Origin of the sequence: Enterobacter sp. ENT02, from assembly GCF_019219165.1 — a bacterium.
Taxonomy (GTDB): domain Bacteria; phylum Pseudomonadota; class Gammaproteobacteria; order Enterobacterales; family Enterobacteriaceae; genus Enterobacter; species Enterobacter mori.
In genome coordinates this window covers 642,036-667,736 of the sequence record NZ_JAHUWD010000003.1, presented here as the reverse complement: position 1 = coordinate 667,736, position 25,701 = coordinate 642,036, and the positions used below count along the sequence as shown (strand labels likewise).

The following is a 25,701-nucleotide window of genomic DNA, read 5'->3' as shown; positions in this document are numbered from 1 at the left end:
GTCGGTTAAAAATACTTTTGAATTAACGGCCAGCCGGAAAAGGCTGGCCGAATGCGTTATGCGCCTGCCGCCAGCAGCAGCTCGGCTATCGCATCGAAGCCTTTTTCCCGCGCCAGCTCGAGCGGGGTTTTGCCGTATTTGTCGGTCATGTGCGGGTTCGCGCCGTGATCCAGCAGCAGCTTGACGATCTCCTGCTGCTTCGCGCCGCCGTCGTTAAGCACGATCGCTTCCAGCAGCGGCGTCCAGCCGACAAAATTGGTGTGGTTGACGTTGATATCCGTTTTTTCCAGCAGCTCGCGCACGATCTCCACGTGCCCTTTTTCACTGGCAGGGGTAATGCCCACGCCGCCAAAGCGCGTCAGGCGGTCAAGATCCGGGTTTGCCGGAAGCACAAGGCGCAGCAGGGTAATATCGTTGGTCAGGCAGCTAATCAGGAAGGGGTTAAAGCAGGTCTGGTCCTGTTTATCAATATCCGCACCGGCGGCAATTAATAGCTCCACGCAGGAATAATGCTTTTTCAGGCTGGCAATAATAACCGCGGTTCTTTTCTGACGGTTGGTGGCGTTAATATCCACGCCTTTCTCCAGACAGGCTTTTAGCGCATCGCTATTGCCCTCTTCTGCCGCCAGCAGAAATTCAGTAACGAGTTCAGTTTCAGACATATTCAGACTCCGATGTTTTTTATTTCTGTTGACCTGAGAATAGCAACAGCCTGGTCATAAAAGAATCCGCTTAAAAATGATTCATCGACAGTCAATTCATTGTTGAGTTAAATTCAATAAACCGGTTAAAACGTGCGTCTGTGCAACCTTTTTCTTATGTTTAACCGCGTTTTAGCGCGCGAAGCTGCATTATGCTTATGCCTGACGAAGCCTTACCGAGTGCGGCCTGCAGCAAATAGTCAGAACTGTGACCGGCTTCAAATGCGTTGTAACACCGTTGTTAAAATATGTTCAAAACTGATGGCTGACGGGAGTGAGATATGAATTCCATCTTTACCGAAGAGAACCTGCTGGCCTTCACCACCGCGGCGCGCTTTGGCAGCTTCAGCAAAGCCGCCGCCGAACTGGGCGTGACGACCTCCGCCATCAGTTACACCATTAAGCGCATGGAGACCGGGCTGGACGTAGTGCTGTTTGTGCGCAACACGCGCAGCATCGAACTGACCGAGTCCGGCTTTTACTTTTACCGCAAGGCCACCGACCTGCTAAACGACTTCCATGCCATCAAGCGCGGGATTGATACCATTTCGCAGGGCATTGAGGCGAGGGTGCGCATCTGTATTAATCAGCTGTTGTATACGCCGCGCCACACCGCCAGGCTGCTGCAGGTGCTGAAAAAACAGTTTCCGACCTGTCAGATCACCGTCACTACAGAGGTCTACAACGGCGTCTGGGATTCTATTATCAACAACCAGGCCAATATCGCGATTGGCGCACCGGACACGCTGCTCGACGGCGGCGGGATTGATTACACGGAAATTGGTGCTATTCGCTGGGTCTTTGCCATCGCGCCGGAACATCCGCTCGCCTTTGTTCCCGAACCGATAGCGGAGAGCCAGCTGCGCCTGTATCCGAACATCATGGTGGAAGATACCGCGCATACCATTAACAAAAAGGTTGGCTGGCTGCTGCACGGGCAGGAGGCGATTCTGGTGCCGGATTTCAACACCAAATGCCAGTGTCAGATCCTGGGGGAAGGGATTGGCTTTTTGCCGGAATACATGGCGAGAGAGGCGGTGGAGGATGGACTCCTGGCGACGCGACGCATTAACAACCCGCGCCAGGATTCGCGCATGCTGCTCGCCACGCAGCATGCCGCGACCGGTCAGGTGACGCGCTGGATCAAACAGCAGTTTAGTCCAGAAGGTGTGCTGACCGGGATCTACAGCGATTTACTCTGGCGTGCTTAGCTTTTGGTTTGCACCCAGAACGCGTGGATAAGGCCGGGGAAGTAGCCCAGAATGGTCAGCAGGATATTCAGAATAAATGCCCAGCCAAATCCTTTACCAAGCAGCACCCCCAACGGCGGGAGAATAATCGTAAAAACAACGCGCCAAAAACCCATAATGACTCCGTGCAAGCTAACTAATTGAATAAAAAGAGAACACTCTCTAAGCGTAGCCAGTTTACCCGGCTGTGCCATTGCCCCGCCGTTCTTTTACCCTCTTTTACGATTTTGACACTGGCTTAACGCGCACTTTTACTTTAGCATTTACTTAATTAAGGAAACGCTAAAACAAAATGACTGAACTTGAACAGCTACAGGCCAGCGCTGAGCAGGCCGCAGCATTAATGAAAGCGATGAGCAACCCGCACAGGCTGCTGATCCTCTGCACACTTTGCGGCTCACCGAATACCAGCGCGGGCGATCTGGCGCGCGCGACAGGGCTGAGCGCGTCCGCCACGTCCCAACATCTTGCGCGCATGCGTGAGGAAGGCTTGATAGGCAGTACGCGGGATGCCCAACGCATTCTCTACGCCATTAAGAATGACGCTGTATACCAGATTATCAGCACCCTCAAACACCTCTATTGCCCGTAAGGAGCCGCCATGCCTCTTCCTCTGATTACGCCACAGCAGGCAACTGCGCTTATTGCTGAGGGCGCTAAACTGATTGATATTCGCGATACTGATGAATATGCCCGCGAGCATATTGCCCTCGCCCACTCCGTCCCGCTGGATTCCTTACCCGGCGCACTTCAGGCTCAGGCAGGAGAAACGGTGATTTTCCACTGTCAGTCCGGTGCGAGAACGTCGAACAACGCCGCGCGTCTGGTACAGGCGGCCTCTCCCGCGCAGGCATACATCATTGAGGGTGGCATTCAGGGCTGGAAACAGGCCGGGCTGCTGACCGTCGAAGATAAATCACAGCCTCTGCCCCTGATGCGGCAGGTACAAATTGCAGCGGGGCTGCTGATCCTGCTCGGCGTGGTGCTGGGCTACACGCTCTCAGGCGGCTTTTTCCTGCTGAGTGGTTTTGTGGGGGCGGGCCTGCTGTTTGCCGGTCTGACCGGTTTTTGCGGCATGGCGCGGCTGCTGAAGATCATGCCGTGGAACCGTCGTACCTCGTAAGCAGTACCAGACCGTTTAATGCTGTACCCTTTGCACGACGTGGGCTAAGGTGAAGATCGCTAAATGAGAGGAGGTACTATGTTTTCTGTTGGTGATTATGTGCAGCCGCGTCAGGGCGGTCCAAAACTGAAAGTGCTCGACGTGAAGGACGACAGCATTGTGGTCGTGCAGGCCAGCAATGAACAGGGCGAGACATTTACCCTGAAAGCCGCAGAGGTGACGTTATATACCGAAGCCGGTGATTTTGGCGTCTGCTGATTGTAAAACCGGGCGGATACGTCCGCCCGGCTCAAGACTTAAATCAGAAAATCATCCAGTGTTTTACCGTTTGCCAGCGCATTGGCAATCGCCTTTGGCGTGCGGCCCTGGCCGGTCCACGTTTTCTCTTCGCCATTCACATCGATAAAGCGATATTTCGCTTCACGCACTTTGCGTTTTTTCACCGGTTTGCCCGCCTGCACGCGTTCAGTACCGAGCAGATCGGAAGGTGAAATACCGTCGGCTTTCATCCGTTCCAGCAACGCATTAATTTTATCCTGCTGCTCTGCACGTTGCTGCTCGAATTCCGACTGCTCGTGTTGTTTTTCTTCAACAACGATCCTGACCTTCTCAAGCATTTCTTCAAGAATGTCGACGGATAATTCACGTGCCATTGCACGCAGCGTACGGATATTATTAAGATTCTGTAACGTCAAAGACATAATAATTAAAAACCTTTTCTTTGGAGTAAACCGGAAATCAGCCGACAGAATAATTCATTTTGCACGCAATATCTACCCATCAGCGCGACAGGACAATTTTGTAAATATTTTAAAATAAATAATTTATATATCTGCCGAGAGAACCGCATGCGTCTCGGGAATTAATTGCCGCATCAAAATATACGGTTACCTTTGAGCCAAATTGTAGAATATCACGCGGCTCTCAAAGACGCGGTTACGGCCCCTGAAAGGACTCAACATAACTAATTGATTTATAAATACAAAAATACATGAAGAAGAGAAAATAACGAAGCGAGCAAAAAACAGACAAATTTAGAGCATTTTGTGGAATAAACGCCAACAAATAAAAATTTATCACTAGTTGTTAGTTCAAAGCCAGAGAGATACGCTATACGCGTCAAACAAACCAATCTAAATCACTAAGATTTACCGATAAAACATCACCTTTTGTGCTTCTCAAGGAGTTCAGACATGTTCTCACCGCAATCACGCCTGCGCCATGCGGTAGCGGATACCTTCGCGATGGTCGTCTACTGTTCCGTCGTCAACATGCTGATTGAAATTTTCCTCTCTGGAATGACCTTTGAGCAGTCACTTTCATCTCGTCTGGTGGCCATACCGGTCAACATCGTTATTGCCTGGCCTTATGGATTATATCGCGATGCGATTATGCGCTTTGCCCGTCGCATTAGCCCGGCAGGTTGGGTTAAAAATCTGGCCGATGTGCTGGCGTATGTCACATTCCAGTCACCGGTTTATGTGGCTATTCTGCTGACCGTGGGCGCAGACTGGCATCAAATCGCGGCGGCGGTCAGCTCAAATATCGTGGTTTCGATGTTAATGGGTGCGGTCTACGGCTACTTTCTCGACTACTGCCGCCGTCTGTTTAAAGTCAGCCAGTACAGCCTGGCAAAAGCATGAGGTGGGGCGACTGGCTCATGCCAGTCGCAGACTTACTGAATGTCGCCAAACAGTCCCTTCAGAAAACGCTCCAGCGCCATCCGTGAACTGAAACCGTGCGGAATACCATAATGCTCATGCGTCTCACCGCCTAAATAGAGCGGAAATTGCTGATAATGATCGCAGGTTTTAATATCCGAGGCAGGCTCAGCAAAGGACAAACTTCTGTCTTTAAGGGTCGGGTGAATAATGAGAGCGGTGCGCCCCATTCTCGCTTCACGGTTTACGTAAACATAATTCTCGCCACGGCGATATCCATACGCTTTAGATGTCACCTCATCCATGGTGAATCCCTCTTTTTCAAGAACGCGCGCCACCTCATCGGGTCGTAAATACATATCTCTTCCTCGTTATCTTTTCCTGCCCGGCAACCTTACAGTATTCAGCATTAGCAGGGCTTTCAGAATATTCCATAAACTGTTCAATAAGCCGTGACTCGCTTCAGATATTAAATTTCTGAACTAGACTAAACGGGAACGCAAAATTATGGAGGATCCTATGTTTAACAGACCGAACCGAAACGATATTAATGATGATGCCCAGGATATTCGTAATGATGTCAGCCAATTAGCGGACACGCTAGAGGAAGTGCTGAAGTCCTGGGGAAGTGACGCGAAGGATGAAGCAGATGCCGCAAAACGTAAGGCTCAGTCTCTGTTGCGTGAAACCCGTGCCCGGATGCATGGTCGCTCTCGCGCCACGCAGGCGGCCTGCGACGCGGTGAGCTGTGCCAATACCTTCGTCCGTGAAAAACCGCTTTGTGCACTGGGTACGGTTGCCGCCGTCGGTATTTTTGTTGGTGCCCTGCTCAGCCTGCGTAAGTAAACACGACTTATCAGCCCCGGTTGCCTCAGGCTCCGGGGCTTTTCTTTGTCCGAACGCCTGTAAAACCCGTACAGCACGCCCTGCCCCGTTGTGCTCATCACACGGGCATTATCAATCTAAATTTCCCATATCTTGTATGGTTGATAATTATCACAACTACATCTAGTATTCCTTTAGCAACAGAGACACAACCTGACGCGTTCAATCGCGCCGTTTTCTTATTCTAAATGGAAATACGAATCATGAGCATTATTATTTACACTCGTAACGATTGTGTTCAGTGCCACGCAACCAAACGTGCAATGGAGAGCCGCGGCGTCGCGTTTGAGATGGTAAATATCGACCTGGTGCCCGATGCCGCCGATACCCTGCGCGCGCAAGGTTTCCGGCAGCTTCCGGTGGTCGTTGCCGGAGAAACCAGCTGGTCTGGCTTTCGCCCGGACATGATCAACCGCCTCGCCGCTCAGGCCGCCGGTGCATGAGTGGGCTGGTGTTCTTCTCCAGCAGCTCGGAAAACACGCTCCGCTTTATCGAGCGTCTCGGGCTGCCTGCGACCCGCATCCCGCTTAACGAGCGGGAGCGAATTCAGGTAGACGAACCTTACATACTGGTGGTGCCCAGCTATGGCGGCGGGGGTACGGCGGGGGCGGTTCCCCGTCAGGTGATCCGCTTTCTCAACGATCCCCATAACCGGGCACTGATCCGCGGCGTTATTGCGGCGGGGAATCGCAATTTCGGCGATGCCTTTGGCCGCGCCGGGGATGTCATCTCTCAAAAATGCGGCGTGCCGTATCTCTATCGCTTCGAACTGATGGGGACACAGCAGGACGTAGAAAACGTGCGTAAAGGAGTGAACGAATTTTGGCAACGACAACCGCAGAACGCGTAATGCAGGCAACGCCTGATTACCACGCATTAAATGCGATGCTCAACCTCTATGACCGCGAGGGGCGCATCCAGTTTGGTAAAGACCATGATGCGGTGGACGCCTTTTTTGCCGCCCATGTTCGGCCTAACACGGTGACGTTTGGCAGCCAGCATGAGCGTCTCGACTATCTGGTTAAAGAAGGCTACTACGAAGAACGCGTGCTGACCCGCTACGACCGCACCTTTGTGGTGAAGCTGTTTGAACGCGCGCATGCCAGCGGTTTTCGTTTCCAGACGTTTCTTGGCGCGTGGAAGTACTACACCAGCTATACCCTGAAGACCTTTGACGGCAAACGCTACTTAGAGAGCTTTGAAGATCGCACCGTGATGGTGGCGTTAACCCTGGCGCAAGGGGATGAAGCGCAGGCTGAACGCTTGATGGAGGAGATCCTCTCCGGCCGCTTCCAGCCCGCCACGCCGACCTTCCTCAACTGCGGCAAGGCCCAGCGCGGCGAGCTGGTCTCCTGTTTCCTGCTGCGCATCGAAGACAATATGGAGTCGATTGGCCGAGCGGTGAACTCGGCGCTGCAGCTCTCTAAACGCGGCGGCGGCGTGGCGTTTCTGCTCTCGAACCTGCGCGAAGCGGGCGCGCCAATCAAGCGCATCGAAAACCAGTCCTCCGGGGTTATCCCGGTAATGAAGATGCTGGAAGATGCCTTCTCCTATGCCAACCAGCTCGGCGCGCGTCAGGGCGCGGGTGCGGTTTACCTGCATGCGCACCACCCTGATATTCTGCGCTTTCTGGATACCAAGCGCGAAAACGCCGACGAAAAAATCCGCATCAAAACCCTGTCGCTCGGCGTGACGATCCCGGATATCACTTTCCGGCTCGCCAAAGAGAATGCCGAGATGGCGCTCTTCTCGCCGTATGACATCGAGCGTATTTACGGCAAAGCCTTTGGCGACGTGGCAATAAACGACCTCTACGACGAGCTGGTGGCCGACGAACGCATCCGTAAAAAGTACATCAACGCCCGCGATTTCTTCCAGACGCTGGCGGAGATCCAGTTTGAGTCCGGCTATCCCTACATCATGTACGAGGACACGGTGAACCGCGCGAACCCGATTGCCGGGCGCATCAACATGAGCAACCTGTGCTCGGAGATTTTGCAGGTCAACAGCGCCTCCACCTACGACGAAAACCTGGACTACGCGGACATCGGGAAAGATATCTCCTGCAACCTCGGCTCGCTGAATATTGCCCACACCATGGATTCCCCAGACTTTGGCCGCACGGTGGAGACCGCCATTCGTGGGCTGACGGCGGTGTCCGACATGAGCCACATCCGCAGCGTGCCGTCTATTGAAGCAGGCAACGCCGCGTCCCACGCCATCGGCCTGGGGCAGATGAACCTGCACGGGTATCTGGCGCGGGAAGGCATCGCCTACGGCAGTCCGGAGGGGCTGGATTTCACCAACCTCTATTTCTACACCGTCACCTGGCACGCGCTGCACACCTCGATGATGCTGGCGCGCGAGCGCGACCAGCGCTTCGCGGGCTTTGAGCAGTCACGCTACGCGAGCGGAGAGTATTTCAGCCAGTACCTTGAAGGCGACTGGCAGCCGAAAACCGAAAAAGTGCGCGAGCTTTTTGCCCGCGCGGGGATCGTTCTGCCGACGCGCGAGATGTGGCAGCAGCTGCGTGACGAGGTGATGCGCTACGGCATTTATAACCAGAACCTGCAGGCGGTGCCGCCGACCGGATCGATTTCCTACATCAACCATGCCACGTCGAGCATTCATCCCATTGTGTCGAAAATTGAAATTCGTAAAGAAGGCAAAACGGGGCGCGTTTACTACCCTGCCCCGTTTATGACCAACGAGAACCTGGCGCTCTATCAGGACGCGTATGAGATCGGCCCGGAAAAAATCATCGATACCTACGCCGAGGCGACGAAGCACGTGGATCAGGGGCTGTCGCTGACGCTCTTCTTCCCGGATACCGCCACCACGCGGGATATCAACAGGGCGCAGATCTATGCCTGGAAGAAAGGCATCAAAACGCTCTACTACATTCGCCTGCGCCAGCTTGCGCTGGAAGGCACCGAAATCGAAGGCTGCGTGTCCTGCGCGCTGTAAGGAGAAAGGATGAAACTGTCACGCGTGAGTGCCGTTAACTGGAACAAAATCCAGGACGATAAAGACCTGGAGGTATGGAACCGCCTGACCAGCAACTTCTGGCTGCCGGAAAAGGTGCCGCTTTCGAACGATATTCCGGCCTGGCAAACGCTGAGCCACGCCGAGCAGCAGCTGACGATCCGCGTCTTTACCGGCCTGACGCTGCTGGACACCATTCAGAATACCGTCGGTGCGCCAGCGCTAATGAGCGACGCGCTGACACCGCACGAGGAGGCGGTGATGTCGAACATCAGCTTTATGGAAGCGGTACATGCCCGCTCCTACAGCTCGATTTTCTCCACCCTGTGCCAGACCAAAGACGTGGACGCGGCCTATACCTGGAGCGAAGAGAGCGCGTCACTGCAGCGCAAGGCGGAGCTGGTGCTGGAGTATTACCGCGCCGACGAGCCGCTGAAGAAGAAGATCGCCAGCGTGTTCCTGGAATCCTTCCTCTTCTATTCCGGCTTCTGGCTGCCGATGTACTGGTCGAGCCGGGGCAAGCTCACCAACACCGCCGACCTGATCCGCCTCATCATTCGTGATGAAGCGGTGCACGGGTATTACATCGGCTATAAATATCAGAAAGGACTGGAGAAAGTCAGTCCGGAGAAACGCGAGGAACTCAACGATTTTGCCCTCGATTTGCTGATGGATCTGTACGACAACGAGTTGAGCTATACCGAAGAGCTGTACGCAGGAACGGGCTGGGAGGACGACGTGAAGGCGTTCCTCTGCTACAACGCCAACAAAGCGCTGATGAACCTGGGCTACGAGGCGCTGTTCCCGCCTGAAATGGCGGAGGTGAACCCGGCGATTCTGGCAGCGCTGTCGCCTAACGCCGACGAAAACCACGACTTCTTCTCCGGGTCTGGCTCGTCTTACGTGATGGGCAAAGCGGTGGAGACAGAAGATGAGGACTGGGATTTTTAATGTATGAATTAACGTTCATTAATTAAATATAAATCTCATTATTTCCATACCAATATTTCACCAGGCACTACACTGTAATTTCCACGTCATATTCGCCTGAATCATACCGATTCAGGCGAAATTTCCCGATGCAGCAACAAAAAATTGAGAAAAATTCAATAAGCCCTCAGCCCTTTACCCATGGGAAATTCAGCCGTTTCGCTTGCGTCAAAATTAAGACTTCAGGCCATCTCAGGGTTGTCTCAGATTCTCAGTATGTTAGGGTTATGCCCGTTAACAATTTACCATGGTAATCATATCGACATAAACTAATAACAGGACACTCTCTATTGCATGGCAATTAAATTAGAAGTGAAAAATCTTTATAAAGTATTTGGCGAGCATCCGCAGCGCGCATTCAAATATATTGAGAAAGGCCTTTCGAAAGAGCAAATTCTGGAAAAAACCGGGCTATCGCTTGGCGTTAAAAACGCCAGTCTGGCCATTGAAGAAGGCGAGATTTTTGTCATCATGGGGTTATCCGGTTCGGGTAAATCCACTATGGTTCGCCTTCTCAATCGCCTGATTGAACCCACCCGCGGGCAGGTGCTGATTGACGGCGTGGATATCGCCAGAATATCAGACGCAGAGCTTCGCGAGGTGCGCAGAAAGAAGATTGCGATGGTGTTTCAGTCATTCGCGCTGATGCCGCATTTGACGGTGCTGGATAATGCCGCCTTCGGCATGGAATTAGCCGGTACGCCCGCTCAGGAACGGCAGGAAAAAGCCCTTGATGCACTGCGTCAGGTCGGGCTGGAAAATTATGCCCACGCGTATCCGGATGAACTTTCCGGCGGTATGCGTCAGCGTGTAGGATTAGCCCGCGCGTTAGCCATTAATCCAGACATATTATTAATGGATGAAGCCTTCTCGGCGCTCGATCCGTTAATTCGCACCGAGATGCAGGATGAGCTGGTAAAATTACAGGCTAAACATCAACGTACCATTGTCTTTATTTCCCACGACCTCGATGAAGCCATGCGTATTGGCGACCGTATTGCTATTATGCAAAACGGTGAAGTCGTGCAGGTGGGAACACCGGATGAAATTCTCAATAATCCGGCGAATGATTATGTCCGCACCTTCTTCCGCGGCGTGGATATTAGCCAGGTGTTTAGCGCCAAAGATATTGCCCGTCGAACTCCGAACGGCATTATCCGTAAAACGCCAGGCTTCGGCCCGCGCTCGGCGCTGAAGCTGCTGCAGGATGAAGACCGTGAATACGGTTATCTGGTTGAACGCGGCAATAAATTTGTCGGCGTTGTCTCCATCGACTCCCTGAAAACGGCTCTCACTGAGAACCAGGGGATCGATGCGGCGTTAATTGACGCTCCGCTCGCCGTGGACGCAGAAACGCCGCTCAGCGAGTTGCTCTCTCACGTGGGTCAGGCGCCATGCGCCGTACCGGTCGTTAGTGAGGAACAACAGTACGTCGGCATCATCTCAAAACGGATGCTGCTGCAGGCTTTAGATCGCGAGGGAGCAAACAATGGCTGATCAATCTAACCCGTGGGGTACCACTGAAGCAGCGGACAGCGCTGCACAATCTGCCGACGCGTGGGGTTCCACGCCAGCGCCGACCGATGGCGGCGGTGCGGCAGACTGGCTGAACAGCGCGCCCGCGCCTGCGCCAGAACACTTCAACATTATGGATCCGTTCCACAAAACGCTGATCCCGCTGGACAGCTGGGTTACGGAGGGGATCGACTGGGTGGTCACCCACTTCCGTCCGGTCTTCCAGGGGATCCGCGTCCCGGTGGATTACATTCTGAACGGCTTCCAGCAGCTGATGCTGGGCATGCCAGCACCGGTGGCGATTATCTTGTTCTCCCTGATCGCCTGGCAGTTCGGTAGCGCGGGCATGGGGGTCGCCACGCTGATCTCGCTGATTGCCATTGGCGCGATTGGCGCGTGGTCGCAGGCAATGATTACCCTGGCACTGGTGCTGACCGCCCTGCTCTTCTGCGTTGTCATCGGCTTACCGATGGGGATCTGGCTGGCGCGCAGCCCGCGGGCCGCGAAGATTATTCGTCCGCTGCTGGATGCGATGCAGACCACGCCGGCGTTCGTCTATCTGGTGCCGATCGTGATGCTGTTCGGCATCGGCAACGTGCCGGGGGTAGTGGTGACCATTATCTTCGCCCTGCCGCCGATTATCCGTCTGACCATTCTGGGGATTAACCAGGTGCCAGCGGATCTGATCGAAGCCTCACGTTCCTTCGGCGCCAGCCCGCGTCAGATGCTGTTCAAAGTTCAGCTTCCGCTGGCGATGCCGACCATCATGGCGGGCGTTAACCAGACGCTGATGCTGGCCCTGTCGATGGTGGTGATCGCCTCGATGATCGCCGTTGGCGGACTGGGCCAGATGGTGCTGCGCGGTATTGGCCGTCTCGACATGGGGCTGGCTACCGTCGGCGGCGTCGGCATCGTGATCCTCGCCATTATTCTTGACCGCCTGACTCAGGCCGTCGGTCGTGATTCACGCAGTCGCGGCAACCGTCGCTGGTATACCACCGGCCCCGTCGGGTTACTCACCCGCCCTTTCACGAAGTCAAAATAAGGAACAACGATGCGACATAACGTCCTTTTTGCCACAGCGTTTGCCACCCTTGTCTCCACCAGCACGTTTGCGGCTGAGCTGCCTGGCAAAGGCATTACCGTACAGCCGGTGCAGAGCACCATTTCGGAAGAGAGCTTCCAGACGCAGATCGTCAGCCGCGCGCTGGAGAAGCTGGGCTACACGGTCAACACGCCGAGTGAAGTGGATTACAACGTGGGCTACACCTCGATTGCCTCCGGTGACGCCACCTTTACCGCGGTGAACTGGCAGCCGCTGCACGACGACATGTATGCCGCCGCCGGTGGTGACAAGAAGTTCTACCGCGAAGGCACCTTCGTCACGGGCGCAGCGCAAGGGTATCTGATCGACAAGAAAACTGCCGATCAGTACCACATCACCAATATTGAACAGCTGAAAGATCCGAAGATCGCCACACTATTCGATACCAACGGTGACGGTAAAGCCGACATGATGGGCTGCTCGCCGGGCTGGGGCTGTGAAGCGGTGATTAACCACCAGAACAAAGCCTTCGATCTGGCGAAAACTGTCGACGTGAGCCACGGCAACTACTCCGCGATGATGGCCGACACCATTGCCCGCTTCAAAGAGGGTAAACCGGTGATCTACTACACCTGGACGCCGTACTGGGTGAGCGACGTGCTGAAGCCGGGTAAAGACGTGGTGTGGCTGCAGGTGCCGTTCTCCTCCCTGCCGGGCGAGCAGAAAGACATAGATACCAAACTGCCGAACGGCATGAACTACGGCTTCCCGGTGAACACCATGCATATCGTAGCCAACAAAGCCTGGGCAGAGAAAAACCCGGCGGCGGCGAAGCTGTTCTCGGTGATGAAGCTGCCGCTGGCGGACATCAATGCCCAGAACGCCATGATGCATGCGGGCAAATCGTCTGAAGCGGATGTGAAAGGCCACGTGGACGGTTGGATCAAAGCCCACCAGCAGCAGTTTGACGGCTGGGTGAAAGAGGCGCTTGACGCGCAGAAGTAAAACATTTTCCCTCACCCCAGCCCTCTCCCGAAGGGAGAGGGTGTTAGCGTTCCCTCTCCCTTCGGGAGAGGGTTAGGGTGAGGGGTTAAACCGCACAAACACACACATAACAATCCCCCAACATTCACCATCATTGGTTATTATGGTTTCCGGAAATATAATCACTCAACTAACGATTCCTGAAACTAATGACAAAAACAACTCAGGGGCTTAGCCCCGCACTCATCCTTTTAATGTCCGTGGCAACGGGTCTGGCAGTCGCCAGCAACTACTACGCGCAGCCTCTTCTCGACACCATCGCCCGCGCGTTCAATCTCTCAGCCAGCTCCGCAGGCTTTATCGTCACTGCCGCCCAGCTTGGCTATGCCGCCGGACTGCTGTTCCTGGTGCCGCTCGGCGATATGTTTGAACGCCGGATGCTGATCGTCTCCATGACCCTGCTGGCGGCCGGTGGGATGTTGATCACCGCCAGCAGCCAGTCGCTGACGATGATGATTATCGGTACCGCCCTGACGGGACTGTTTTCCGTGGTGGCGCAAATTCTGGTGCCGCTGGCGGCAACGCTCGCTTCACCGGAAAAGCGTGGCAAAGTGGTAGGCACCATCATGAGCGGCCTGCTGCTGGGGATTTTACTGGCGCGAACCGTCGCCGGGCTGCTGGCTAGCCTCGGCGGCTGGCGCACAGTTTACTGGGTGGCGAGCGTGTTGATGGTAGTGATGGCACTGGCGCTGTGGCGCGGGCTGCCGAAAGTGAAGCAAGAGAACCATCTTAACTACCCTCAGCTTCTGGCCTCCGTGTTCAGCCTGTTCACGCAGGATAAACTGCTACGCACCCGCGCTCTGCTGGGGTGTTTCACCTTCGCCAACTTCAGCATTCTCTGGACGTCGATGGCCTTTCTGCTGGCCGCACCGCCGTTTAACTATTCCGAAGGGGTGATTGGTCTGTTTGGTCTGGCCGGTGCGGCAGGCGCGCTGGGCGCACGACCGGCGGGTGGGCTGGCTGACAAAGGCAAATCGCACATGACCACGACTGCCGGGCTGGTTTTACTTCTGCTCTCCTGGGCGGCTATCTGGTATGGGCACGTCTCCGTGCTGGCGCTGATCGTCGGTATTCTGGTGCTCGACCTGACCGTCCAGGGCGTGCATATCACCAACCAGACCGTCATTTACCGCGTGAAGCCAGAAGCGCGAAACCGCCTCACGGCCGGGTACATGACCAGCTACTTTATCGGTGGTGCTGCAGGTTCGTTGATTTCTGCTTCCGCATGGCAGCATGCGGGCTGGACAGGCGTGTGCGCCATCGGCGCCATCATGGCGGTGCTGAATCTGCTGGTCTGGTGGCGTGGCTATCACCGCCAGGAAGCAATTCACTAAGATTTACACTGCTTTAGGCCTCCTGGGGTGTAAAGGGGGCCTGCATCTGTTAATGTTAACGCAATTATTTATTCCAGAAATTTTAATGTGGGTGACATATTTAGTATACGCATGAATAGCTCAGACCCCCATCCTCACCTCCCCTCTTCAACGGGTTCATACCCTACGCTTTCTGTGCTCACCGGGTCACGGACTTACCCGGCGCTTTCTGATGGTGACATACGTTTGGCGGATATAACCGCACAAATAATTCATTTACATTATTTGTCACTGTCGTTACTATATCGGCTGTAATTAATGAGGTTATGCCCAAAATGGATAGTTCGTTTACGCCCATTGAACAAATGCTTAAATTCCGCGCCAGTCGTCATGAGGACTTCCCTTATCAGGAAATCCTGCTGACTCGCCTGTGCATGCACATGCAGGGTAAGTTGCTGGAAAATCGTAATAAAATGCTGAAAGCTCAAGGGATTAACGAGACGTTGTTTATGGCGTTAATTACGCTGCAGTCTCAGGAAAACCACAGCATTCAACCGTCTGAGCTGAGCTGCGCGCTGGGTTCATCCCGCACCAATGCGACCCGTATCGCTGATGAACTGGAAAAACGCGGCTGGATTGAGCGCCGTGAAAGCGACAACGACCGCCGCTGTCTGCATCTGCAACTGACCGATAAAGGTCACGAATTCCTGCGTGAGGTGCTGCCACCTCAGCACAATTGCCTGCACAAACTCTGGTCTGTCCTCAGCACCGCCGAGCGAGACCAGCTTGAGCACATCACTCGCAAGCTGCTCACCCGTCTGGACCAGATGGATGAAGACGGCGCCATCCTTGAGGCGCTGCGCTAACGCGACGACACGCTCGAATATCCTGATTTAAAAAAGAAAACTGACAGGCCAGCACGTCAAACTGCTGGCCTTTCTGACAACAGGTCGGCTCAGCCGATGTGAAAATAAGAAGATCGTGGAGAACAACAATGAGCGCAAATGCGGAGAATACCAACCCGCAGCAACCGGCCAACAAGAAAGGCAAACGTAAGAGCGCCCTTCTTCTGTTGACCTTGCTCTTTATTATTATTGCCGTGGCATATGGGATCTATTGGTTTTTAGTATTGCGTCATGCTGAAGAGACTGACGATGCATACGTGGCAGGGAACCAGGTTCAAATTATGGCGCAGGTGTCGGGCAGCGTGACGAAAGTCTGGGCTGACAATACCGACTTTGTGCAAAAAGGGGATGTGCTGGTCACGCTCGATCCGACCGACGCCCAACAGGCATTCGAAAAAGCACAGACAGAGCTGGCCTCCAGCGTCCGTCAAACTCGCCAACTGATGATCAACAGCAAACAGCTTCAGGCCAGCATCGACGTGCAGAAAACCGCACTGGCGCAGGCGCAGAGCGACCTCAATCGTCGTGTTCCTCTCGGCACCGCCAACCTGATTGGCCGTGAAGAGCTGCAGCACGCCCGCGACGCCGTTGCCAGCGCGCAGGCTCAGCTGGACGTGGCGATCCAACAGTACAACGCCAACCAGGCGATGGTGCTGGGCACCAGTCTGGAAAACCAGCCAGCCGTTAAGCAGGCGGCGACCGAAGTGCGTAACGCATGGCTTGCCCTGCAGCGTACCAAAATCGTCAGCCCGATGACCGGCTACGTCTCCCGTCGTTCCGTGCAGCCAGGCGCGCAGATTGGCACCACGACGCCACTGATGGCGGTCGTTCCCGCGAACAATCTGTGGGTGGATGCGAACTTCAAAGAGACGCAGCTTGCGCATATGCGTATCGGCCAGACCGCAACCGTTATCAGTGACATCTACGGCGATGACGTGAAGTACACCGGTAAAGTGGTCGGTCTGGACATGGGGACCGGCAGCGCCTTCTCCCTGCTGCCTGCGCAGAACGCCACCGGTAACTGGATCAAAGTGGTGCAGCGTCTGCCAGTGCGTATCGAGCTGGATGCCAAACAGCTGGCGGATCACCCGCTGCGTATCGGTCTTTCCACGCTGGTGACGGTCGACACCGCCAACCGCGACGGTCAGATCCTCGCAAGCCAGGTGCGCAGCAGCCCGGCTTATGAAAGTAACGCCCGTGAAATTAGCCTCGATCCGGTCAACAAGCTGATCGATGACATCGTGAAGGCAAACGCCGGTTAATCCGAAGGTGAGCGTTATGCAACAGCAAAAGCCGCAAAAACCGCTGGAAGGCGCGCAACTGGTCATTATGACCATTGCGCTGTCTCTGGCGACATTCATGCAGGTGCTGGACTCCACCATCGCAAACGTGGCGATCCCTACTATCGCCGGGAACCTTGGCTCATCGCTGAGCCAGGGAACCTGGGTCATTACCTCGTTCGGGGTGGCAAACGCCATCTCCATTCCCATCACCGGCTGGCTGGCGAAGCGCGTCGGTGAAGTGAAGCTGTTCCTGTGGTCAACGGTATTGTTCGTTCTCGCCTCCTGGGCGTGCGGCATGTCCAACAGCCTGACGATGCTGATTTTCTTCCGCGTCATTCAGGGGATTGTGGCAGGGCCGTTGATTCCGCTGTCGCAGAGTTTACTGCTGAACAACTACCCGCCCGCCAAACGCTCCATTGCGCTGGCGCTGTGGTCAATGACCGTAATTGTCGCGCCGATTTGCGGACCGATTCTCGGTGGCTACATCAGCGATAACTACCACTGGGGCTGGATCTTCTTTATCAACGTACCGATTGGTGCGCTGGTCGTGTTGATGACCCTGCAGTCTCTGCGCGGTCGCGAAACGCGTACCGAGCAGCGGCGAATTGATGGCGTGGGGCTGGCGTTGCTGGTCGTCGGCATTGGTAGCCTGCAGATCATGCTCGACCGGGGTAAAGAGCTGGACTGGTTTGCCTCGTCGGAAATCATCGTCCTCACGGTCGTTGCCGTGGTCGCTATCAGCTTCCTGATTGTGTGGGAACTGACGGACGACAACCCGATAGTTGACCTGTCGCTGTTTAAGTCGCGAAACTTCACCATCGGCTGTCTGTGTATCAGCCTCGCCTATATGCTCTACTTCGGCGCGATCGTTCTGCTGCCGCAGCTATTGCAGGAGGTATATGGCTATACTGCGACCTGGGCGGGGCTGGCCTCTGCGCCTGTGGGGTTAATACCGGTTCTGCTGTCGCCGATTATTGGTCGTTTCGCCCATAAGCTCGACATGCGCAGGCTGGTCACGTTCAGCTTCATCATGTACGCCGTCTGCTTCTACTGGCGCGCGTATACGTTCGAACCGGGAATGGACTTTGGCGCGTCCGCGTGGCCGCAATTTATTCAGGGCTTTGCCGTGGCGTGCTTCTTTATGCCACTGACCACCATTACGCTTTCCGGCTTACCGCCTGAGCGCATGGCGGCGGCGTCGAGCCTGTCGAACTTTACCCGAACGCTGGCGGGCTCCATCGGGACGTCGATCACCACGACGCTGTGGACCAACCGGGAATCATTGCACCATGCGCAGTTGACCGAAGCGGTGAACCCGTTCAACCCGAATGCTCAGCAGATGTATAGCCAGCTGGAGGGAATGGGGATGACGGAGCAACAGGCGTCCGGCTGGATTGCTCAGCAGATCACCAACCAGGGGCTGATTATCTCCGCAAACGAGATTTTCTGGATATCGGCGGGGATCTTTATCGTCCTGCTGGGGCTGGTGTGGTTTGCTAAACCCCCGTTTGGCGCCGGTAGCGGCGGCGGCGGCGCGCACTAGTCTTGTGCGCAGGATGCCGGGTGGCGGCTACGCCTTACCCGGCCTACGATAACCGGGCCATCATTCGTAGGCCCGGTAAGCGTAGCGCCACCGGGCAACCGCCCCGGCTGTCCAGTACGCGACAGCAATTGTCAGTTTCGATAAAGCAGCGCGCCTGAAATCGATTCACGATAGTGAAAAGACAACAGGAGCGCATCATGCTGAACACACCCGCCGACAAGTACCAACCTTATCCCACGCTTTCCCTGCCCGACCGCCGCTGGCCGGAGCAACGCATCACCCACGCGCCGCGCTGGCTCTCAACCGACTTACGCGACGGCAACCAGGCGCTTGCCGAGCCGATGGACAGCGCACGCAAGCTGCAGTTCTGGAACCTGCTGCTGGGCTGCGGATTCAAAGAGATTGAGGTGGCCTTCCCGTCCGCCTCCCAGACCGACTTTAATTTTGTGCGTCAGCTGATTGAAGAAAACCGCATTCCGGATGACGTCACGATTCAGGTGTTAACCCAGGCGCGGGAAGATCTCATCCGTCGCACTTTTGAATCCCTGCGCGGTGCGAAACAGGCCACCGTCCATCTGTATAACGCCACCGCCCCGCTGTTCCGCCGCCTGGTGTTCGGCATGGAGAAAGCGCAAGTCGTCGAGCTGGCAACGCGCGCCACGCGCCTTATTCGTCAGCTGTGTGAAGAGAACCCGGATACCCGCTGGCAGTACGAGTACTCCCCGGAGACCTTCTGCTTTACCGAACCAGCGTTTGCGCTGGAGATTTGTGAAGCGGTGGCGGAGATCTGGCAGCCGTGCGATGCGCGGCCAATGGTGATTAATTTACCCGCAACCGTCGAAGTGAGCACCCCGAACGTCTACGCCGATCAGATCGAGTATTTCTGCCGCCACTTCAGCCGCCGCCGCGATGTCTGCATCAGCGTGCATCCGCATAACGACCGCGGCACCGGCGTCGCCAGCGCGGAGCTGGCCATGATGGCAGGCGCAGACCGCGTGGAGGGCTGCCTGTTTGGCAACGGCGAGCGCACGGGCAACGTCTGCCTGGTGACGCTGGCGATGAATCTCTACAGCCAGGGCGTTAGCCCGAATCTGGACTTTAGCGACATGAACCGGGTAGTGGAAGTGGTGGAAGCCTGTAACCAGCTGCCTGTGCACCCGCGCCATCCGTGGGCGGGACGGCTGGCCTATACCGCGTTCTCCGGCTCGCACCAGGACGCGATCAAAAAAGGCTTTGATGCCCGTCAGCCTGGCGAGCGCTGGGAGATGCCCTATCTGCCCGTCGATCCGCAGGATATCGGCTGTACCTATGAAGCGGTGATCCGCGTGAACAGCCAGTCGGGCAAAAGCGGCAGCGCGTGGCTCATCGAACAGAACCATGGCCTGAAATTACCCCGCGCCCTGCAGCAGGATTTCAGCCAGCACGTGCAGCAGGAAACCGATCGCCACGGGAAAGAGATGACGCAAAATGCGCTGTGGCAGCTGTTCCGCACCCGCTACGGCCTGATAGCGACACCGCAGTATGCGCTGCAATCCTACCGCAGCGACAGCCAGCAGGACGGCCAGCTGCACTTAACGGCAAGCATCTATACGCAGGGAGGAACGCGCCAGCTTGAGGGTCAGGGTAACGGTCTGCTTTCTGCCGCCGCTCAGGGCTTAAGCCGCTGGGTCAACGCCCTGTTCGTGATTAAGGATTACCACGAGCATACGTTAGGCGAACGCAGCGACAGCCGCTCGGTGGCCTACATCCGCTGCCTGTTCCAGGACGGCAGCAGCCGCTGGGGCGTGGGCATTGACAGCGACGTGGCGCGCGCGTCGCTTCAGGCGCTGTTCAACGCCGTCAGTCGTTCTTAAAGTAATCGCTGGGTGAAGTTCCCATCACCCGGCGGAACATCGCCGTAAAGGCGCTGTGACTGCCATAACCCAGATCCAGCGCCACACGCAGCACCGGCTGGCCCTGCGCCAGCCGCACTAAGGCTTCCAGCAGGCGCGCCCTTCTCAACCACTCACCGTAGCTTAATCCTGTCTGCTGCTGAAAATGGCGGTTCAGGGTACGCTCGCTCATCCCTACCATGCTCGCGGCCTGCACGCTGCTCCAGCTTTCCCCTGCTTTTTGCCGGATTTGCAGACACAGATGGCGTAATGCCTCACTTTCCGGCTCCGGCAGATAAAACGGCAATGCCGGCATCATGCGGATTTCATCGAGGATCAGCTCATAGACACGTTCATCCCGGCTGCCGGGTGAGTACGATTCAGGTAAAGCAAGGGAGACGAGGATCAGCTCGCGCAACAGCGGCGTGATCTGCACGATCTGGCAGGTGGCCGGGAGATCGGCGCGCGCCAGCGGATCGATAAACAGCGTGCGGGCTGCGACATTGCCGGTGATTCGAAGAGAGTGCTGTGTCCCCGCAGGGAGCCAGACGCCGCGACCGGGCGGCACCACCCAGCAGCCGGATGCGGTATCGACCCGCACCACGCCAGTCAGGCTGTGCAACAGCTGAGCGCAGTCGTGCTGGTGCCACGGCTCGCTGTCGCCGTGAACGTAATCATGGGCAAACGGAACGAGGGGGCGATGGGTAAAGGAGAAGGTTGCGGTTGTGGTCATGAGGTTAAACCACCCTCACCCTACCCTCTCCCTGAGGGAGAGGGAAAAGGTGCACTAGATGTGCAGTTCCTGCAGTTTTTCTTTTGGCAGGGCCAGCTCGTCGTTGCTGTTCACGCGAACGTCGCGTTCGATGATGTGGCGCGCGATTTCCTGCGCTTCTTCCAGAGAGTGCATCTGGTAAGTCCCGCACTGGTAAACGTTCAGCTCAGGGATCTGGTTCTGCTCTTTCACCTTCAGCACGTCTTCCATCGCCGCTTTCCACGCATCTGCAACGCGCGTCTCGTCAGGCACACCAATCAGGCTCATGTAGAAACCGGTACGGCAGCCCATCGGAGAGATATCGATGATCTCAACGCCGTTGCCGTTCAGGTGGTCGCGCATGAAACCGGCGAACAGGTGCTCCAGCGTGTGAATGCCTTTCTCTGGCATCACTTCTTTATTTGGCACGCAGAAACGCAGATCGAAAACGGTGATCGTGTCGCCGTGCGGGGTGTGCATGGTCTTCGCCACGCGGACTGCAGGTGCTTCCATACGGGTATGGTCGACAGTAAAGCTATCTAATAACGGCATACGTCACCTCCGATAGTGATTTTTTTTAAAATAAACTGAACTCTTCTACAGAATGCGCGTCTGAGTATATGAAAGACGCGCATTTGTTATCATCATCCCTGAATTCAGAGATGTATATTTTGGCCACAGCGATGTGGCCTTTTTCTTTTTCAGCTCAAGCCTGCTTCGCCAGAAACGCCTCAAACGACTCGGTATCCGCCGCCTCGACCTCTTTCTGACGCACAACGGACGCATCGCGTTCCGCCACAAAATCCGCTTCGCTCAGCACTTCTAACGGCTCCTGCATCAGCATCTCACGGTACTCCGCTGAGAGTGAACGCCCCGTGCCGCCAATGCCCTGATCAATCATAGAACGCAGAATGCGTGCTGAGAACGTCAGTTCAGGATTATCAAAGCTTTCAACCAGCTGGTCGCAAACGGCCTGATACGCTTCACCACCGTATACGCTGTCCATCGTCTGGGCCACGCGCTTCAGGTCGTGGAACAGATCTTTACCCACCTTAGCGAGCGGGAACTGTGCCGTTTCACAGCCGATGCCTAACGTCAGGCCAGGCTTGCGCCCTTCCAGAATCACGCGATTCCAGTTGGTGCGGGTACAAAGCAGTTCGTCTGAACTCATTTCCGGCGCATCCGCCAGCACGCACCAGACCATAAACAGATCGAGGAAGCGAACCTGCTGCTCGTCGACGCCAATCGGCGAGAACGGGTTGATATCCAGCGAGCGTACTTCAATGTATTCAATCCCGCCGCGCTGCAGCGCGTCCGACGGCGTTTCACCGCTGCGGGTAACGCGTTTTGGACGAATCGGCGCATACAGCTCGTTTTCAATCTGCAGCACATTACTGTTGATTTGCAGGCGTTTGCCGTCTTTTTCGAGGCCGATTTTCTCGTACTCTTCGGACGGGGTTTTGATCGCCCGCTTCAATCCTGCCACATACTCGTGCAAATCGTTAAACGTAATACCGAGATTGCTTTGCGATTTATTGGTATAGCCAAGGTCGCTCAGGCGCAGAGAGGTCGCGTACGGCAGGTAATACATCCCGCACTCGGTTTTCTCGAATGGCAGCGTGGTCGGTTTTCCCTGCAGGAAGGAAGAACAGATCGCCGGAGAAGCACCAAACAGATACGGAATGATCCAGCCAAAACGATAATAGTTGCGGATCAGGCGGAAGTAGCCCGCTGAGATCGCGTCTTTATCGGTTTCGCCGCATTTAGCCTGCCAGAACGCCATTGGCAGTGAGAAGTTGTAATGCACGCCTGAAATCGTCTGCATCAACGCGCCGTAACGGTTTTTCAACCCTTCGCGATAAAGCGTCTTCAGTTGACCGATATTGGACGTGCCGTATTGTGCCAGTTCAATCTCCTGCCCCTGCTCGATATAGCACGGCATGCTGAGCGGCCACATGCGCTCATCGCCCATGTTGCGGGCAGTAAAGCGATGAATGTCACGCAAAATGGAAAGCATATGATCAACATCACCTTCCACCGGCGTGATGAACTCCAGCAGCGCCTCAGCAAAATCGGTTGTGATCCATTTATGTGTCAGCGCCGAGCCTAACGCCTTCGGGTGACCCGTCGTCGCTAAGCTACCATCCGCGTTAACGCGCAGCGTTTCACGCTCAAGACCACGCTGAATACCCTTCAGAGCCTGAGGGTGGTTTTCCAGCCAGGCCAGCGCCTGAGATACGTCCGGGATCAAATTGACCTCCCGCCTGTCAAAGTAATGTTACTCAGCATAATTGTAATGGTTGACGATTGAAGGTCGCGTATTCATTCCACCAATTAGTGCCACCACGTCATACCCTGTAGTGTTGCCCACGCCACGAGAACATAGCGCAACGCCTTGCCAAGGCACAAAAAAAAGAGCACCGGTCCCCAGGAGATGCGCATCCATCCCGCCAGCAGACACAGTAAATCGCCTATTACAGGCATCCAGCTTAATAACAGCGTGGCAGCGCCATAGCGTTTTAGCCAGCCGACTGCCTTTTCCTGCCAGCGCGACTTTTCGCGCAGCGGAAAGAAACGCCCAAGAATAACGTTAGTCAGCCCCCCAAGGCTATTACCCATTGTTGCTATTAATACGAGCAACCAGGGCTGACTCACGCCGGACAACAGCATCGCCACCAGTACCACTTCCGAATTTCCCGGTAACAGCGTGGCGCTTAAAAAACTGCTGGCGAATAATGAGGCGAGTGACAGCGCGTCACTCACAGTAAGCGCACATCCACCGCGTCCATTCCGGCATCACGCGCGGCCTGGATACCGAAATCGGCATCTTCAAACACAACGCATTTTGCCGCTGGGACGCCCATTAACTCTGCACAGAGCAGGAAGGTGTCCGGTGCGGGCTTGTGATGTTTAACATGATCGGCGGCAACTACGGCAGAAAAATAGTGGCGAAGGCCAAGATGGTTGAGTAATGCTTCAGCAATCGCACTTTCGCTGCCTGTTCCTACCGACATCGGGCGGTGCCCGTGCCACTCTTTTACCACGTCAATCAGCGGCAGAGGGCGTACGGTATCTAAAAGCATGGCTTTTACCGCATCGGTTTTTTCACGTGCGAGCAGGTGCGGGTCGAGATCGGCCTGATTCAGTTCAATCACGGCCTGCGCAATACGCCAGGTGGGGGATCCGTTGAGGGCAATCATCGCCTGAAGGTCGAAACGCATACCGTAGCGGCCCAGAACGTCAGTCCAGGCTTTACGATGCGTAGGTTCGGTATCCAGGAGAGTGCCATCCATATCGAAGATCAAACCGTCATACTGTGCGTACATCGTGCTCTCGCTAACCGATTAACAAAGCATTACTTTATCGTAAATGGTGGTTTTTGTCGCTGATTGAGAGTGTGATAGCTGACGGAACGTCGAAGGAATAAACAAAGAAGGAGAAGATGGTGCATCCGGGAGGATTACTCGGCTGCGCCTCGCCCTGCGGGCTGTTGCTGAAGCAACGTTATCCTCCCTGGTGCTTGCGATTAACTCGCAGACCTTGAAACAACAGCGTGGCTATTATCTCGGAGAATATGGTGCATCCGGGAGGATTCGAACCTCCGACCGCTCGGTTCGTAGCCGAGTACTCTATCCAGCTGAGCTACGGATGCATCGGGATTTACTACTGTTACTGCTGATACTCGGTATCACTTCAAAAGCAACACAAAGTAAAAGATGGTGCATCCGGGAGGATTCGAACCTCCGACCGCTCGGTTCGTAGCCGAGTACTCTATCCAGCTGAGCTACGGATGCATCAGGGAACTGCTTTCAGAAATAGTAAATGGTGCATCCGGGAGGATTCGAACCTCCGACCGCTCGGTTCGTAGCCGAGTACTCTATCCAGCTGAGCTACGGATGCATCGGGATTTACTACTGTACTGCTCGATATTCATATCACTTCTAAAGCAATATGAAGTAATAGATGGTGCATCCGGGAGGATTCGAACCTCCGACCGCTCGGTTCGTAGCCGAGTACTCTATCCAGCTGAGCTACGGATGCAAAATGGCGGTGAGGCGGGGATTCGAACCCCGGATGCAGCTTTTGACCGCATACTCCCTTAGCAGGGGAGCGCCTTCAGCCTCTCGGCCACCTCACCACACAACGCCTCTTTCGAGTGCTTCGAGTAACTCGTTAAGAGCTTCTCGTCGCTGCGTGGCGCATATATTACTTTCTGGGACTTATAAGTCAAACAATTTTCCACAACCTTTTATCGTTTGCACAAATCGCACGCAATTCGCATGTAAAAGCCGCAAAGAGGGTGTTTTATAAGCGGATTTTGCAGACATCTTCACAGAAAACTCTTGTGAGAAACACGCAGTCAGGACGAGATAAGAGTGAGGGAGTGGTTAAAAACAGAGCGATTGAAATAGAACGGTAACTTTATGCAGGAAAAATGGCAGGAGGGTTGCGTCTCGCCCGACAGCGAGACGCGACAATATCAGTAACTGGACTGCTGGGATTTTTCAGCCTGGATACGCTGGTAGATCTCTTCACGGTGGACAGATACTTCTTTAGGAGCGTTAACACCAATACGTACCTGGTTACCCTTTACCCCTAAAACTGTCACGGTGACCTCATCCCCAATCATGAGGGTCTCACCAACTCGACGAGTCAGAATCAGCATTCTTTGCTCCTTGAAAGATTAAAAGAGTCGGGTCTCTTGTATCCCGGCATTATCCATCATATAACGCCAAAAAGTAAGCGATGACAAACACGTAAAGTGTAAGCAGTCACGGCATCACATTCTGTTAAACGTAAGTTTAGCCGATATACACAAACTCAACCTGACTTTAT

28 protein-coding genes and 5 tRNA genes are annotated in these 25,701 nt (G+C 55.0%); 18 read left to right on the top strand and 15 right to left on the bottom strand.

What is annotated here, in order from left to right; translation table 11 throughout:
* Positions 1-56: 56 nt before the first annotated feature.
* On the bottom strand, positions 57-662 hold the full coding sequence (locus KW829_RS14220; protein ID WP_089598173.1) for an ankyrin repeat domain-containing protein: 606 nt from the start codon (positions 660-662) through the stop codon (positions 57-59).
* 320 nt (positions 663-982) lie between these two features.
* Here KW829_RS14220 and KW829_RS14215 point away from each other — a divergent pair, with 320 nt between their 5' ends.
* Positions 983-1,912, top strand: coding sequence for a LysR substrate-binding domain-containing protein (locus KW829_RS14215; RefSeq protein WP_089598174.1), 930 nt, complete (start codon positions 983-985; stop codon positions 1,910-1,912).
* Here KW829_RS14215 and KW829_RS14210 read toward each other — a convergent pair.
* Entirely contained in the window at positions 1,909-2,067 is a 159-nt protein-coding gene (locus tag KW829_RS14210) for a YqaE/Pmp3 family membrane protein (RefSeq protein WP_010434321.1), read from the bottom strand. The genes KW829_RS14215 and KW829_RS14210 overlap by 4 nt on opposite strands.
* 176 nt (positions 2,068-2,243) lie before the next feature.
* Between KW829_RS14210 and KW829_RS14205 the strand changes: the two genes are divergently transcribed.
* The 3 genes from KW829_RS14205 to KW829_RS14195 all read left to right on the top strand — a co-directional run bounded on the left by KW829_RS14205 (position 2,244) and on the right by KW829_RS14195 (position 3,332).
* On the top strand, positions 2,244-2,543 hold the full coding sequence (locus tag KW829_RS14205) for a helix-turn-helix transcriptional regulator (protein ID WP_089598175.1): 300 nt from the start codon (positions 2,244-2,246) through the stop codon (positions 2,541-2,543).
* 9 nt (positions 2,544-2,552) lie between these two features.
* Positions 2,553-3,074 carry a rhodanese family protein gene (locus tag KW829_RS14200; RefSeq protein WP_089598176.1) on the top strand — a complete coding sequence of 174 codons (522 nt, stop codon included), beginning with the start codon at positions 2,553-2,555 and terminating at the stop codon, positions 3,072-3,074.
* A 78-nt stretch (positions 3,075-3,152) separates the two neighbouring features.
* Positions 3,153-3,332 carry a hypothetical protein gene (locus KW829_RS14195; protein WP_010434327.1) on the top strand — a complete coding sequence of 60 codons (180 nt, stop codon included), beginning with the start codon at positions 3,153-3,155 and terminating at the stop codon, positions 3,330-3,332.
* Positions 3,333-3,370: 38 nt separating this feature from the next.
* Here KW829_RS14195 and stpA read toward each other — a convergent pair whose 3' ends face one another.
* Positions 3,371-3,775 carry a DNA-binding protein StpA gene (gene stpA, locus KW829_RS14190; RefSeq protein WP_010434329.1) on the bottom strand — a complete coding sequence of 135 codons (405 nt, stop codon included), beginning with the start codon at positions 3,773-3,775 and terminating at the stop codon, positions 3,371-3,373.
* Between the two features lie 492 nt (positions 3,776-4,267).
* Here stpA and alaE point away from each other — a divergent pair, with 492 nt between their 5' ends.
* Positions 4,268-4,717, top strand: a complete 450-nt coding sequence (gene alaE, locus KW829_RS14185; protein ID WP_218308448.1) for an L-alanine exporter AlaE — start codon at positions 4,268-4,270, stop codon at positions 4,715-4,717.
* 32 nt (positions 4,718-4,749) lie between these two features.
* Here alaE and KW829_RS14180 read toward each other — a convergent pair whose 3' ends face one another.
* Entirely contained in the window at positions 4,750-5,094 is a 345-nt protein-coding gene (locus tag KW829_RS14180) for a DUF2002 family protein (protein WP_010434335.1), read from the bottom strand.
* Positions 5,095-5,254: 160 nt separating this feature from the next.
* On the opposite strand from KW829_RS14180, the gene KW829_RS14175 reads away from it, so the two are divergent.
* The 13 genes from KW829_RS14175 (at position 5,255) to leuA (ending at position 20,096) form a co-directional block, all read left to right on the top strand.
* Entirely contained in the window at positions 5,255-5,581 is a 327-nt protein-coding gene (locus KW829_RS14175) for a DUF883 domain-containing protein (RefSeq protein ID WP_010434339.1), read from the top strand.
* A gap of 242 nt (positions 5,582-5,823) precedes the next feature.
* Positions 5,824-6,063, top strand: a complete 240-nt coding sequence (nrdH, locus tag KW829_RS14170) for a glutaredoxin-like protein NrdH (protein WP_108416426.1) — start codon at positions 5,824-5,826, stop codon at positions 6,061-6,063.
* Positions 6,060-6,470: a class Ib ribonucleoside-diphosphate reductase assembly flavoprotein NrdI gene (nrdI, locus tag KW829_RS14165; RefSeq protein ID WP_126817634.1), complete on the top strand. Its 411-nt coding sequence runs from the start codon at positions 6,060-6,062 to the stop codon at positions 6,468-6,470. The genes nrdH and nrdI overlap by 4 nt, the downstream gene beginning before the upstream one ends.
* The gene (nrdE, locus tag KW829_RS14160) at positions 6,443-8,587 is read left to right on the top strand and encodes a class 1b ribonucleoside-diphosphate reductase subunit alpha (protein WP_218308447.1); all 2,145 of its coding nucleotides are present in this window, start codon (positions 6,443-6,445) and stop codon (positions 8,585-8,587) included. Before nrdI ends, nrdE begins: the two co-directional genes overlap by 28 nt.
* 9 nt (positions 8,588-8,596) lie before the next feature.
* Positions 8,597-9,556: a class 1b ribonucleoside-diphosphate reductase subunit beta gene (gene nrdF, locus KW829_RS14155; RefSeq protein ID WP_182401275.1), complete on the top strand. Its 960-nt coding sequence runs from the start codon at positions 8,597-8,599 to the stop codon at positions 9,554-9,556.
* 333 nt (positions 9,557-9,889) lie between these two features.
* Positions 9,890-11,092: a glycine betaine/L-proline ABC transporter ATP-binding protein ProV gene (gene proV / locus KW829_RS14150; RefSeq protein WP_218308446.1), complete on the top strand. Its 1,203-nt coding sequence runs from the start codon at positions 9,890-9,892 to the stop codon at positions 11,090-11,092.
* Positions 11,085-12,155, top strand: a complete 1,071-nt coding sequence (gene proW, locus KW829_RS14145; protein WP_089601292.1) for a glycine betaine/L-proline ABC transporter permease ProW — start codon at positions 11,085-11,087, stop codon at positions 12,153-12,155. The genes proV and proW overlap by 8 nt, the downstream gene beginning before the upstream one ends.
* Before the next feature lie 9 nt (positions 12,156-12,164).
* Positions 12,165-13,160, top strand: a complete 996-nt coding sequence (gene proX, locus KW829_RS14140) for a glycine betaine/L-proline ABC transporter substrate-binding protein ProX (protein WP_218308445.1) — start codon at positions 12,165-12,167, stop codon at positions 13,158-13,160.
* A 188-nt stretch (positions 13,161-13,348) separates the two neighbouring features.
* Positions 13,349-14,533, top strand: coding sequence for an MFS transporter (locus KW829_RS14135; protein WP_089601290.1), 1,185 nt, complete (start codon positions 13,349-13,351; stop codon positions 14,531-14,533).
* 314 nt (positions 14,534-14,847) lie between these two features.
* The gene (mprA, locus tag KW829_RS14130) at positions 14,848-15,378 is read left to right on the top strand and encodes a transcriptional repressor MprA (RefSeq protein WP_089601288.1); all 531 of its coding nucleotides are present in this window, start codon (positions 14,848-14,850) and stop codon (positions 15,376-15,378) included.
* 128 nt (positions 15,379-15,506) lie between these two features.
* Positions 15,507-16,679: a multidrug efflux MFS transporter periplasmic adaptor subunit EmrA gene (emrA, locus tag KW829_RS14125; RefSeq protein WP_042714077.1), complete on the top strand. Its 1,173-nt coding sequence runs from the start codon at positions 15,507-15,509 to the stop codon at positions 16,677-16,679.
* 16 nt (positions 16,680-16,695) lie between these two features.
* Positions 16,696-18,243: a multidrug efflux MFS transporter permease subunit EmrB gene (emrB, locus tag KW829_RS14120; RefSeq protein WP_089601284.1), complete on the top strand. Its 1,548-nt coding sequence runs from the start codon at positions 16,696-16,698 to the stop codon at positions 18,241-18,243.
* A gap of 197 nt (positions 18,244-18,440) precedes the next feature.
* The gene (gene leuA, locus KW829_RS14115; RefSeq protein WP_218308444.1) at positions 18,441-20,096 is read left to right on the top strand and encodes a 2-isopropylmalate synthase; all 1,656 of its coding nucleotides are present in this window, start codon (positions 18,441-18,443) and stop codon (positions 20,094-20,096) included.
* Here leuA and KW829_RS14110 read toward each other — a convergent pair.
* From KW829_RS14110 to csrA, 11 genes are all read right to left on the bottom strand, one after another.
* The gene (locus tag KW829_RS14110; RefSeq protein ID WP_218308443.1) at positions 20,083-20,847 is read right to left on the bottom strand and encodes a helix-turn-helix transcriptional regulator; all 765 of its coding nucleotides are present in this window, start codon (positions 20,845-20,847) and stop codon (positions 20,083-20,085) included. The two genes, leuA and KW829_RS14110, sit on opposite strands and share 14 nt — an antisense overlap.
* A 54-nt stretch (positions 20,848-20,901) precedes the next feature.
* On the bottom strand, positions 20,902-21,417 hold the full coding sequence (gene luxS, locus KW829_RS14105; protein ID WP_010434381.1) for an S-ribosylhomocysteine lyase: 516 nt from the start codon (positions 21,415-21,417) through the stop codon (positions 20,902-20,904).
* Between the two features lie 154 nt (positions 21,418-21,571).
* Positions 21,572-23,116: a glutamate--cysteine ligase gene (gene gshA, locus KW829_RS14100; protein WP_042716438.1), complete on the bottom strand. Its 1,545-nt coding sequence runs from the start codon at positions 23,114-23,116 to the stop codon at positions 21,572-21,574.
* Positions 23,117-23,199: 83 nt separating this feature from the next.
* Entirely contained in the window at positions 23,200-23,628 is a 429-nt protein-coding gene (locus tag KW829_RS14095) for a YqaA family protein (RefSeq protein WP_008499541.1), read from the bottom strand.
* On the bottom strand, positions 23,625-24,191 hold the full coding sequence (yqaB, locus tag KW829_RS14090) for a fructose-1-phosphate/6-phosphogluconate phosphatase (protein ID WP_089601276.1): 567 nt from the start codon (positions 24,189-24,191) through the stop codon (positions 23,625-23,627). Before yqaB ends, KW829_RS14095 begins: the two co-directional genes overlap by 4 nt.
* A 249-nt stretch (positions 24,192-24,440) precedes the next feature.
* Positions 24,441-24,517: transfer RNA gene (locus tag KW829_RS14085), tRNA-Arg, on the bottom strand.
* A gap of 65 nt (positions 24,518-24,582) precedes the next feature.
* Positions 24,583-24,659 (bottom strand) — tRNA-Arg (locus KW829_RS14080).
* Between the two features lie 29 nt (positions 24,660-24,688).
* Positions 24,689-24,765 (bottom strand) — tRNA-Arg (locus tag KW829_RS14075).
* A gap of 64 nt (positions 24,766-24,829) precedes the next feature.
* Positions 24,830-24,906, bottom strand: a tRNA-Arg gene (locus KW829_RS14070).
* Positions 24,907-24,910: 4 nt separating this feature from the next.
* Positions 24,911-25,003: transfer RNA gene (locus KW829_RS14065), tRNA-Ser, on the bottom strand.
* 342 nt (positions 25,004-25,345) lie between these two features.
* Entirely contained in the window at positions 25,346-25,531 is a 186-nt protein-coding gene (gene csrA, locus KW829_RS14060; RefSeq protein ID WP_000906486.1) for a carbon storage regulator CsrA, read from the bottom strand.
* Between the last annotated feature and the right edge of the window lie 170 nt (positions 25,532-25,701).